13 protein-coding genes and 5 pseudogenes are annotated in these 10933 nt (G+C 48.9%); 9 read left to right on the top strand and 9 right to left on the bottom strand.

From position 1 onward, the window contains the following. From atpA to FYJ34_RS13950, 9 genes and pseudogenes are all read right to left on the bottom strand, one after another. Window positions 1-1267, bottom strand: a pseudogene (atpA, locus tag FYJ34_RS15080) (F0F1 ATP synthase subunit alpha); the annotation flags it as partial. Between the two features lie 5 nt (window positions 1268-1272). Next, a complete protein-coding gene (locus tag FYJ34_RS00545; protein ID WP_154475315.1) occupies window positions 1273-1623 on the bottom strand; it encodes a F0F1 ATP synthase subunit delta in 351 nt (116 codons plus the stop codon). Continuing rightward, the gene (gene atpF, locus FYJ34_RS00540) at window positions 1616-2248 is read right to left on the bottom strand and encodes a F0F1 ATP synthase subunit B (RefSeq protein WP_154475313.1); all 633 of its coding nucleotides are present in this window, start codon (window positions 2246-2248) and stop codon (window positions 1616-1618) included. The genes FYJ34_RS00545 and atpF (FYJ34_RS00540) overlap by 8 nt, the downstream gene beginning before the upstream one ends. A gap of 57 nt (window positions 2249-2305) precedes the next feature. After that, window positions 2306-2526: pseudogene (gene atpE, locus FYJ34_RS00535) on the bottom strand (ATP synthase F0 subunit C). 16 nt (window positions 2527-2542) lie between these two features. Then, window positions 2543-3204 (bottom strand): annotated as a pseudogene (locus FYJ34_RS00530) (F0F1 ATP synthase subunit A). A 513-nt stretch (window positions 3205-3717) separates the two neighbouring features. Beyond that, the gene (locus FYJ34_RS12965) at window positions 3718-3909 is read right to left on the bottom strand and encodes a hypothetical protein (protein WP_235899137.1); all 192 of its coding nucleotides are present in this window, start codon (window positions 3907-3909) and stop codon (window positions 3718-3720) included. A gap of 307 nt (window positions 3910-4216) precedes the next feature. Continuing rightward, window positions 4217-4738: a hypothetical protein gene (locus FYJ34_RS15690; protein WP_330582460.1), complete on the bottom strand. Its 522-nt coding sequence runs from the start codon at window positions 4736-4738 to the stop codon at window positions 4217-4219. Between the two features lie 20 nt (window positions 4739-4758). Beyond that, entirely contained in the window at window positions 4759-5085 is a 327-nt protein-coding gene (locus FYJ34_RS13955) for a pirin family protein (protein ID WP_330582455.1), read from the bottom strand. Beyond that, complete coding sequence (locus tag FYJ34_RS13950; RefSeq protein ID WP_330582454.1) at window positions 5067-5288, bottom strand: cupin domain-containing protein; 222 nt, start codon at window positions 5286-5288, stop codon at window positions 5067-5069. Before FYJ34_RS13950 ends, FYJ34_RS13955 begins: the two co-directional genes overlap by 19 nt. 333 nt (window positions 5289-5621) lie before the next feature. Here FYJ34_RS13950 and FYJ34_RS00505 point away from each other — a divergent pair, with 333 nt between their 5' ends. The 9 genes and pseudogenes from FYJ34_RS00505 (at window position 5622) to FYJ34_RS12945 (ending at window position 10834) form a co-directional block, all read left to right on the top strand. Beyond that, entirely contained in the window at window positions 5622-5813 is a 192-nt protein-coding gene (locus FYJ34_RS00505; RefSeq protein ID WP_235899136.1) for a helix-turn-helix domain-containing protein, read from the top strand. 65 nt (window positions 5814-5878) lie between these two features. Then, entirely contained in the window at window positions 5879-7384 is a 1506-nt protein-coding gene (locus FYJ34_RS15685) for a pirin family protein (protein ID WP_330582453.1), read from the top strand. 596 nt (window positions 7385-7980) lie between these two features. Then, window positions 7981-8641, top strand: a pseudogene (locus FYJ34_RS00485) (F0F1 ATP synthase subunit A). A gap of 16 nt (window positions 8642-8657) precedes the next feature. Further along, window positions 8658-8885 carry an ATP synthase F0 subunit C gene (atpE, locus tag FYJ34_RS00480; RefSeq protein ID WP_154475307.1) on the top strand — a complete coding sequence of 76 codons (228 nt, stop codon included), beginning with the start codon at window positions 8658-8660 and terminating at the stop codon, window positions 8883-8885. A gap of 52 nt (window positions 8886-8937) precedes the next feature. After that, window positions 8938-9411: a F0F1 ATP synthase subunit B gene (gene atpF, locus FYJ34_RS00475; protein WP_154475305.1), complete on the top strand. Its 474-nt coding sequence runs from the start codon at window positions 8938-8940 to the stop codon at window positions 9409-9411. Continuing rightward, window positions 9408-9620 carry a F0F1 ATP synthase subunit delta gene (locus FYJ34_RS12645; RefSeq protein ID WP_173017033.1) on the top strand — a complete coding sequence of 71 codons (213 nt, stop codon included), beginning with the start codon at window positions 9408-9410 and terminating at the stop codon, window positions 9618-9620. Before atpF (FYJ34_RS00475) ends, FYJ34_RS12645 begins: the two co-directional genes overlap by 4 nt. Further along, the gene (locus FYJ34_RS00470) at window positions 9524-9916 is read left to right on the top strand and encodes a F0F1 ATP synthase subunit delta (protein ID WP_173017034.1); all 393 of its coding nucleotides are present in this window, start codon (window positions 9524-9526) and stop codon (window positions 9914-9916) included. Before FYJ34_RS12645 ends, FYJ34_RS00470 begins: the two co-directional genes overlap by 97 nt. Window positions 9917-9986: 70 nt before the next feature. Beyond that, window positions 9987-10220 (top strand): hypothetical protein, encoded by a 234-nt coding sequence (locus tag FYJ34_RS12950; RefSeq protein ID WP_330582450.1) that lies wholly within the window; start codon window positions 9987-9989, stop codon window positions 10218-10220. A gap of 167 nt (window positions 10221-10387) precedes the next feature. Further along, window positions 10388-10834 (top strand): annotated as a pseudogene (locus tag FYJ34_RS12945) (hypothetical protein). Window positions 10835-10933: the final 99 nt, after the last annotated feature.

Here is a 10933-nt window from a genome sequence, read left to right as displayed (position 1 = left end):
GCGGCTGTTTCAAAAGTTCCGTCAGACACGCTCCGTACTGTAGCTGTGCTTTAGTGGCCGCATCCAGATCCGAACTGAACTGTGTGAAAGACTCCAGCTCTCTCGCCTGCGCCAGATCGATCCGCAGGCTTCCGGAAGCCTTTTTCATCGCCTTCGTCTGTGCTGCACCACCTACCCGGAAACGACCAGTCCTACATTGACCGCCGGCGGATCCCTGCATGAACAGATCGCCTTTCCAGAAAGATCTGTCCGTCCGTAATAGAGATCACATTCGTGGGATATAGGCCGACACGTCTCCTGCCTGTGTTTCAATAATGGGAAGCCGCCGTAATAGAGCCGCCTCCTGCCGCTTCGCCTCAGCCTGCTGCTTCTCTCCAGCAGTCTGGAATGCAGATAGAAACATCTCCCGGATACGCCTCTCGTCCCGGCGAACGCCCTAAAAGCAGAGAGATCGTCCGGTAAGCTACCGCATGCTTGGACAGATCATCGTACACGATCAGTACATCTTTCCCCTGTTCCATAAAATATTCTGCCAAAGCTGTCGCCGAATAAGGAGCAATGTACTGAAGAGAGGCGCAGCTACTGGCTGTGGCACAAATACCGCCGTATATTCCATGGCTCCTTCGCTTTCAGGGTGTTGACCAGTTGTGCCACTGTAGAGGCCTTCTGCCCTATAGCCACATAGATACAGATCACCTGCTTTCCCTTCTGATTCAGGATGGCGTCTACCGCAATAGACGTCTTTCCTGTCTGCCGGTCTCCAATGATCAGCTCTCTCTGCCCTCTTCCTATGGGAAACATGGCGTCAATGGAAAGGATCCCCGTTTCCAGCGGAACGCTGACAGATTTTCTGTCCACGATCTGCGGCGCCTCTTTTCGATAGGGCGATACTCTAAAGCAGAAATCTCCCCTCTTCCATCAATGGGATTCCCCAAAGAGTCCACTACTCTGCCGATGTAAGCCTCTCCTACAGGAACTCCTGCCCGCCTGCGGTACGCACAGCCTTGCTCCCTGGCCTGATGTCCGCATCGTCTCCGAACAAGATACAGCTGATCTCCGACTCTTTGATATCCTGAACCATTCCCTTCAGGCCGTTGTCCAGCATTATGATCTCCCCGTACATCACCGTATCCAGGCCATAAACCGAAGCGATCCCATCTCCTACGGAGATGACCGTACCTACCTCTTTTCCCTGTACCACTTCTTCATAATTTTGAATTTCTTCTTTTAAAATCGAAATAATCTCATCTGAACGGATCCTGCTCATTTCCGTTACCTCCTAATCAAACCGCGCTTCAGCTCCAGCCATCTGCCCCTTGTGCTGTAATCGTATTCCCATCCGTTTACCTGCAGAAGAAATCCTCCCAAAAGTTCCGGTTTTTCCTCTTCCAGCCACCGGACTTCACTTGCCGCAAACTTCTGTTTCAACAGGATTTCCATCTGATCTTTTTCCTGAACAGAAGGAGGCGTTACATAAGAAAGTCTGATCGTGATCCTTCTCTCTCTTTTGTCTTTCTCTGCCTGAAGTCCTGTCTTCATATCATCCAGAAGCGCCACCGTCTCATACTTTACCAGAGTTTGCAGCAGCCCTTTATAAGCCTCCGGAAACACTCTGTCAACCACCTGCTTTTGTCCTGTCGGAAACTCTCGGGTCTTCCAGCACTTTTTTCAGCTTCGGATTCTCCCGCAAAATCTCCCGGATGTCTTCCAGATCTGTTTCTTCGATTCCAGTTCCCAAAGCGCCTTGACATAAGGAGAAATTTTTCCATTTCTTCTCATACCTTCTGCCTTCCTTCTTTCTGATAAATTCCTGATATGCAGAAGACTGCGGGTTCTCCAGCAGTTTTTTTGCCTCTTCCATTGACAGCACTGCCGCCTGGGCTTTCACGTCCAAAAGCGCCTGTGTCTGCTTCTCCTCAATAGATGCCTTCGCCTCCTCCAGCTGTCTCCTCGCTTCCTTCTGCGCTTCCTCTATCAGCTGTCTGGCTTCTCTTTGCGCCTCTTCTTTCGCCTGCAGGATGATCTGCCTGGATTCCTCCTTTGCCTTCCCCCGGATGTCTTCATATTCTCTTTTCAGGCTTTCCGCCTGTTCCTTCTCCCGGCTTGCCTCCTGCAGTTTCCCTTCGATCATCTGTCTGCGCTTTTCCATGATATCCATGACCGGACGGAACAACAGCTTGCGAAGAATGAGGAAAAGTACAAGGATATTTATCATTTCCAATACAAAATTCGCATCTAACCTTAACACATCTTTACCGCCTTTCTCAGGGTTCTCCTCTCTTCTCCCGAAAAAGTTCTCCTTATTTCAGGAGAGGATGATCATCAATGCCACGATAAAGCCGTAGATGGCCGTTGCCTCTGCCAGTGCACATCCCAAAATGAGGACTTACTGATCTTCTTTTCCGCCTCCGGCTGTCTTGCGATGGCTTCCGTCGCTCTTCCGGTTGCGATCCCGATCCCGACACCAGCTCCAATTCCCGTTAATACTGCTACTCCTGCTCCAATTGCGATAATTGTTCCCGACATACTATGTCCTCCTTCTTTATTCCATTTCTTCATTCATAAAAAGTGCCGTTAAAAATACAAATACGTAGGCCTGCAGCAGCCCGTCGAAAATATCAAAGTAGAAACTGAGAGGAACGGGGATCAAAAGCGGTGCTACCTGCTTGATCAGTTCCATCACTACAAATCCTCCCAGCATATTTCCAAACAGACGCATGCACAGCGAAAGTGGTCTGATAAACACTTCCAGCACCATGATCGGCGCACGAAGGGAACCGGTTCCCCGAAGTGTTTTCCCCAATGGCGGATCCCGTTTCTTCGTATCCCGCTGTATTCGATCAAAAGCATACTAAGAATGGCCAGCGCCGCCGTTACGTTCAGATCCTTTGTGGGTGGTTTGATCCCGATCAGCCCCATGGTGTTGGAGATAACCAGAAACAGTCCCACCGTCATCAGGTAGGGAATATAACCGGAATTTTCTTTTCCCAGGATCCCTTCAAAAAGATCCGTTCCCCATTGAATACATGACTCCAACGCAAGTTGTACTTTCCCCGGACGTTCCACCTTGAGATTCCTCACCAGGATCAGAGACAGCAGGGTCAGACACAGCATGATCCCCCAGGTTGCCACCACCGCTTCGTCCACCTTGATCCCCCCGAAAACCGGAATCTCAAACACCGTTTTACAGGTTAATTCCTCCATGAGATTTTGAGTCAGTTTTTCCGTATAAATGCCCTCCTCTCCTCTAAGCTTTCCTCACATTACTGCCATTTTTTTCTTTTGTCAATCATCTTTTCTCTTCGCTGTTTTCCTGCATTTCACCCCTTTTTTTATTTATTTTTTTAAATTCAAATCATGGATCCCTTCCTTTTATTTATTTTTTCATCATTTTTTTGTCTCTTCCTGCTCTTTCTAGTTTCCTCCTTGAATTTTGTCCAAAATTATATCGGTTTCTTTTTTATTTTTATGGATTTTACGAGAAACAGAATGTTTTATTTCGCGCAGCGCACATTCCTGTGAAACAAAAAAACATCTCCTGCACCCTTATGTCTGATGCAAAAGATGTTTTTTTCCACCTGAATTTCCGGATATTTTGAGGAAGTCCTTTGCCGCCTATTCCCTCACGGCAAAATAATCCCCTCTCTGTCCGCCTATACTATCTCACTATCTGTACTTCTGTTCTATTTTCTCTTTCGCTTTGCCTCCGGTCCTTTTCTATCCGCCAAACGGCATCTGTGCCACCAGCCTGTAGGTTTTGGGAAGCTTGTATCTTTCCCGTACCATGTCATCTATAACGGGATTGTAATGCTGCAGGGAAGCTCCGATCCCAGCTCTGCCAGCGCCGTCCAGATGCTGATCTGCAGCATTCCATTGGCATGGTTTGCCACACCGGAAAATTGGCTGCATAGGTCGGAAACTTGGCTGCCAGTCCGTCTACTACCTCTTCTTCGTAAAAATACAAAATCGTTCCTGCTCCATTTCGGAAGGACTGGATCTTGTCATGCGGTACCTTCCCCTCAAACACCTCTCATCTCATCCCACAGCGCCTCATGCTCTTCCCCAAAGGCCGCCACGACCCTCGCCTCTTCATATCAAAGGCATCGGAACCAGTTCCGTCACTCTTTTTATTACTTCTCCACTTTTTCCTTCGCAACCGGAAGCTCCTTGTTTAACAGATAACGACTTCTTCTCTTTTCCAATCCTGTGATCACGCTCATGTCTGTTCCTCCTTTTTCTTTTTTGTGTATTCGGTTTCCCTGTTCTGTCTGCCTTGTTCTGTTTGCCTTGTTCTGTCTGCCTTGTTCTGTCTGCCTTGCCCAGCATATGCCTTCGTCTGCAAAGCCGTCACTGTTTCCCGTTTTCCACTTTCATTCGTTCCGGAAAAACCGCTCTTTTGAACCCCGGATCCGCCTGTGTTTTTAAGGGCTTTCTCCCACGATTGCCGGCGGCGCCTGCCTCGGTCGATTATTTGATAAAGGTTCCTTCCTCCAGCTCCTTGAACGCCTGCTGCAGTTCCTCCCTGGTGTTCATTACCACCGGCCCTCCCCAGGCGATCTCCTCCTTCAATGGACTTCACTGAGAACAGAACTTTGGCTCTTTTTTCTTTTCCTTCTATCGTCACCTGGTCTCCGTCCGATAACAGAGCCGCCGTCTTTTCTTCCAGATCTTCTCCTGCTACCCGTACATCCCCCAGCAAAGGAAACAGCAGCGCCTGTCTGCCCTTCTCTGTGGGAATGGTAACCGTCTTTCCCGGTTCTACCGTAATATCATAATAGTCAATAGGCTGATAGTTCCCTGGACTCCCTGCTGCCCGTCATAGCTTCCTGCCAGGATCCTGAGGCGGCCTCCTTCCAGTTCCACTTCCGGGATCTGGTCCCTCTTGATGCTGCGGTAAGCCGGCTTTGTCATTTTGTCCTTTGCCGGAAGATTCAGCCATAGCTGCACGCCCAGCATCCGCTCGCTTGCCGGCAGCTGTTCTTCATGGATGATGCCGGATCCTGCCGTCATCCACTGGACTTCCCCATCTTCCACGGTGTCTTCAAAGCCCAGATTGTCCTTGTGTTTCATTTTCCCCTGCCACACGTAGCTGATGGTCTCGATCCCTCTGTGGGGATGCGGCGGAAAGCCGCTATATAATCCTGCGGATTGGTGCTGTCAAAAGAGTCCAGCATCAAAATAGGATCAAATTCTTTTGCGGTCTGGCTGCCCAGCACTCTTACCAGCTTCACACCGCCTCCATCTACCGTTTGAAATCCTTTTACCTTTTTTCTGATCGTTCTATTCATGTAAGATCCCTCCTAATTTTTTAATAGGAACAACAACTGCTTCTTCTCTTCCGCGGTCAATTCTTTCATTTTTTCTCTGATCATCTCCTGTTCTTTGGAGCCGCCTGCTGAATGACACTCCTCCCCTCCTCTGTCAGATGAAGGATGCAAAGCCGCTTGTCCTTTTGATCTGCCAGTCGTTCCACATACCCTCTTCCTACCAGATTGTTGACGATGACGGTATGGTTCCTACACTGCTTAAAATCTTTTCCCGCACTTCTCCTACGGTCAGATCTCCCTTGCTGTACAGCGCTTCCAACACTGCAAACGCTCAGCTGTCAACCCGTAGGAGAAGTGCGGGAAAAGATTTTAAGCAGTGTAGGAACCATACCGGTCATCGTCAACAATCTGGTAGGAAGAGGGTATGTGGAACGACTGGCAGATCAAAAGGACAAGCGGCTTTGCATCCTTCATCTGACAGAGGAGGGGAGGAGTGTCATTCAGCAGGCGGCTCCAAAGAACAGGGAGATGATCAGAGAAAAATGAAAGAATTGACCGCGGAAGAGAAGAAGCAGTTGTTGTTCCTATTAAAAAATTAGGAGGGATCTTACATGAATAGAACGATCAGAAAAAAGGTAAAAGGATTTCAAACGGTAGATGGAGGCGGTGTGAAGCTGGTAAGAGTGCTGGGCAGCCAGACCGCAAAAGAATTTGATCCTATTTTGATGCTGGACTCTTTTGACAGCACCAATCCGCAGGATTATATAGCGGGCTTTCCGCCGCATCCCCACAGAGGGATCGAGACCATCAGCTACGTGTGGCAGGGGAAAATGAAACACAAGGACAATCTGGGCTTTGAAGACACCGTGGAAGATGGGGAAGTCCAGTGGATGACGGCAGGATCCGGCATCATCCATGAAGAACAGCTGCCGGCCAAGCGAGCGGATGCTGGGCGTGCAGCTATGGCTGAATCTTCCGGCAAAGGACAAAATGACAAAGCCGGCTTACCGCAGCATCAAGAGGACCAGATCCCGGAAGTGGAACTGGAAGGAGGCCGCCTCAGGATCCTGGCAGGAAGCTATGACGGGCAGCAGGGAGTCCAGGGGAACTATCAGCCTATTGACTATTATGATATTACGGTAGAACCGGGAAAGACGGTTACCATTCCACAGAGAAGGGCAGACAGGCGCTGCTGTTTCCTTTGCTGGGGATGTACGGGTAGCAGGAGAAGATCTGGAAGAAAAGACGGCGGCTCTGTTATCGGACGGAGACCAGGTGACGATAGAAGGAAAAGAAAAAAGAGCCAAAGTTCTGTTTCTCAGTGGAAGTCCATTGAAGGAGGAGATCGCCTGGGGAGGGCCGGTGGTAATGAACACCAGGGAGGAACTGCAGCAGGCGTTCAAGGAGCTGGAGGAAGGAACCTTTATCAAATAATCGACCGAGGCAGGCGCCGCCGGCATCGTGGGAGAAAGCCCTTAAAAACACAGGCGGATCCGGGGTTCAAAAGAGCGGTTTTTCCGGAACGAATGAAAAGTGGAAAACGGGAAAACAGTGACGGCTTTGCAGACGAAGGCATATGCTGGGGCAAGGCAGACAGAACAAGGCAGACAGAACAAGGCAAACAGAACAAGGCAGACAGAACAGGGAAACCGAATACACAAAAAAGAAAAGGAGGAACAGACATGAGCGTGATCACAGGATTGGAAAAGAGAAGAAGTCGTTATCTGTTAAACAAGGAGCTTCCGGTTGCGAAGGAAAAAGTGGAGGAAGTAATAAAAAGAGTGACGGAACTGGTTCCCGATGCCTTTGATATGAAGAGTGCGAGGGTCGTGGCGGCCTTTGGGGAAGAGCATGAGGCGCTGTGGGATGAGATTGAGAGGGTGTTTGAGGGGAAGGTACCGCATGACAAGATCCAGTCCTTCCGAAATGGAGCAGGAACGATTTTGTATTTTTACGAAGAAGAGGTAGTAGACGGACTGGCAGCCAAGTTTCCGACCTATGCAGCCAATTTTCCGGTGTGGGCAAACCATGCCAATGGAATGCTGCAGATCAGCATCTGGACGGCGCTGGCAGAGCTGGGATCGGAGCTTCCCTGCAGCATTACAATCCCGTTATAGATGACATGGTACGGGAAAGATACAAGCTTCCCAAAACCTACAGGCTGGTGGCACAGATGCCGTTTGGCGGATAGAAAAGGAGCCGGAGGCAAAAGCGAAAGAGAAAATAGAACAGAGAGTACAGATAGTGTAGATAGTATAGGCGGACAGAGAGGGGAATTATTTTGCCGTGAGGGAATAGGCGGCAAAGGACTTCCTCAAAATATCCGGAAATTCAGGTGGAAAAAAACATCTTTTGCATCAGACATAAGGGTGCAGGAGATGTTTTTTTGTTTCACAGGAATGTGCGCTGCGCGAAATAAAACATTCTGTTTCTCGTAAAAATCCATAAAAATAAAAAAGAAACCGATATAATTTTGGACAAAATTCAAGGAGGAAACTAGAAAGAGCAGGAAGAGACAAAAAAATGATGAAAAAATAAATAAAAGGAAGGGGATCCATGATTTTGAATTTAAAAAAATAAATAAAAAAAGGGGTGAAATGCAGGAAAACAGCGAAGAGAAAAAGATGATTGACAAAAGAAAAAAATGGCAGTAATGTGAGGAAAGCTTAGAGGAGAGGAGGGCATTTATACGGAAAAACTGACTCAAAATCTCATGGAGGAATTAACCTGTAAAACGGTGTTTGAGATTCCGGTTTTCGGGGGATCAAGGTGGACGAAGCGGTGGTGGCAACCTGGGGGATCATGCTGTGTCTGACCCTGCTGTCTCTGATCCTGGTGAGGAATCTCAAGGTGGAACGTCCGGGGAAAGTACAACTTGCGTTGGAGTCATGTATTCAATGGGAACGGATCTTTTTGAAGGGATCCTGGGAAAAGAAAATTCCGGTTATATTCCCTACCTGATGACGGTGGGACTGTTTCTGGTTATCTCCAACACCATGGGGCTGATCGGGATCAAACCACCCACAAAGGATCTGAACGTAACGGCGGCGCTGGCCATTCTTAGTATGCTTTTGATCGAATACAGCGGGATACGAAGAAACGGGATCCGCCATTGGGGAAAACACTTCGGGGAACCGGTTCCCTTCGTGGCGCCGATCATGGTGCTGGAAGTGTTTATCAGACCACTTTCGCTGTGCATGCGTCTGTTTGGAAATATGCTGGGAGGATTTGTAGTGATGGAACTGATCAAGCAGGTAGCACCGCTTTTGATCCCCGTTCCTCTCAGTTTCTACTTTGATATTTTCGACGGGCTGCTGCAGGCCTACGTATTTGTATTTTTAACGGCACTTTTTATGAATGAAGAAATGGAATAAAGAAGGAGGACATAGTATGTCGGGAACAATTATCGCAATTGGAGCAGGAGTAGCAGTATTAACGGGAATTGGAGCTGGTGTCGGGATCGGGATCGCAACCGGAAGAGCGACGGAAGCCATCGCAAGACAGCCGGAGGCGGAAAAGAAGATCAGTAAGTCCCTCATTTTGGGATGTGCACTGGCAGAGGCAACGGCCATCTACGGCTTTATCGTGGCATTGATGATCATCCTCTTCCTGAAATAAGGAGAACTTTTTCGGGAGAAGAGAGGAGAACCCTGAGAAAGGCGGTAAAGATGTGTTAAGGTTAGATGCGAATTTTGTATTGGAAATGATAAATATCCTTGTACTTTTCCTCATTCTTCGCAAGCTGTTGTTCCGTCCGGTCATGGATATCATGGAAAAGCGCAGACAGATGATCGAAGGGAAACTGCAGGAGGCAAGCCGGGAGAAGGAACAGGCGGAAAGCCTGAAAAGAGAATATGAAGACATCCGGGGGAAGGCAAAGGAGGAATCCAGGCAGATCATCCTGCAGGCGAAAGAAGAGGCGCAAAGAGAAGCCAGACAGCTGATAGAGGAAGCGCAGAAGGAAGCGAGGAGACAGCTGGAGGAGGCGAAGGCATCTATTGAGGAGAAGCAGACACAGGCGCTTTTGGACGTGAAAGCCCAGGCGGCAGTGCTGTCAATGGAAGAGGCAAAAAAACTGCTGGAGAACCCGCAGTCTTCTGCATATCAGGAATTTATCAGAAAAGAAGGAAGGCAGAAGGTATGAGAAGAAATGGAAAAATTTCTCCTTATGTCAAGGCGCTTTGGGAACTGGGAATCGAAGAAACAGATCTGGAAGACATCCGGGAGATTTTGCGGGAGAATCCGAAGCTGAAAAAGTGCTGGAAGACCCGAGAGTTTCCCGACAGGACAAAAGCAGGGTGGTTGACAGAGTGTTTCCGGAGGCTTATAAAGGGCTGCTGCAAACTCTGGTAAAGTATGAGACGGTGGCGCTTCTGGATGATATGAAGACAGGACTTCAGGCAGAGAAAGACAAAAGAGAGAGAAGGATCACGATCAGACTTTCTTATGTAACGCCTCCTTCTGTTCAGGAAAAAGATCAGATGGAAATCCTGTTGAAACAGAAGTTTGCGGCAAGTGAAGTCCGGTGGCTGGAAGAGGAAAAACCGGAACTTTTGGGAGGATTTCTTCTGCAGGTAAACGGATGGGAATACGATTACAGCACAAGGGGCAGATGGCTGGAGCTGAAGCGCGGTTTGATTAGGAGGTAACGGAAATGAGCAGGATCCGTTCAGATGAGATTATTCGATTTTAAAAGAAGAAATTCAAAATTATGAAGAAGTGGTACAGGGAAAAGAGGTAGGTACGGTCATCTCCGTAGGAGATGGGATCGCTTCGGTTTATGGCCTGGATACGGTGATGTACGGGGAGATCATAATGCTGGACAACGGCCTGAAGGGAATGGTTCAGGATATCAAAGAGTCGGAGATCAGCGTATCTTGTTCGGAGACGATGCGGACATCAGGCAGGGAGCAAAGGCTGTGCGTACCGGCAGGCGGGCAGGAGTTCCTGTAGGAGAGGCTTACATCGGCAGAGTAGTGGACTCTTTGGGGAATCCCATTGATGGAAGAGGGGAGATTTCTGCTTTAGAGTATCGCCCTATCGAAAAGAGGGCGCCGCAGATCGTGGACAGAAAATCTGTCAGCGTTCCGCTGGAAACGGGGATCCTTTCCATTGACGCCATGTTTCCCATAGGAAGAGGGCAGAGAGAGCTGATCATTGGAGACCGGCAGACAGGAAAGACGTCTATTGCGGTAGACGCCATCCTGAATCAGAAGGGAAAGCAGGTGATCTGTATCTATGTGGCTATAGGGCAGAGGCCTCTACAGTGGCACAACTGGTCAACACCCTGAAAGCGAAAGGAGCCATGGAATATACGGCGGTATTTTTGTGCCACAGCCAGTAGCTGCGCCTCTCTTCAGTACATTGCTCCTTATTCGGCGACAGCTTTGGCAGAATATTTTATGGAACAGGGGAAAGATGTACTGATCGTGTACGATGATCTGTCCAAGCATGCGGTAGCTTACCGGACGATCTCTCTGCTTTTAGGGCGTTCGCCGGACGAGAGGCGTATCCGGGAGATGTGTTCTATCTGCATTCCAGACTGCTGGAGAGAAGCAGCAGGCTGAGCGAAGCGGCAGGAGGCGCTCTATTACGGCGCTTCCATTATTGAAACACAGGCAGGAGACGTGTCGGCCTATATCCCACGAATGTGATCTCTATTACCG

The organism is Suipraeoptans intestinalis, assembly GCF_009696485.1.
In the GTDB taxonomy this organism is placed as follows: Bacteria; Bacillota; Clostridia; order Lachnospirales; family Lachnospiraceae; genus Suipraeoptans; species Suipraeoptans intestinalis.
The sequence above is the reverse complement of the archived record's forward strand: the minus strand, read 5'-3'. Positions and strand labels throughout refer to the sequence as shown.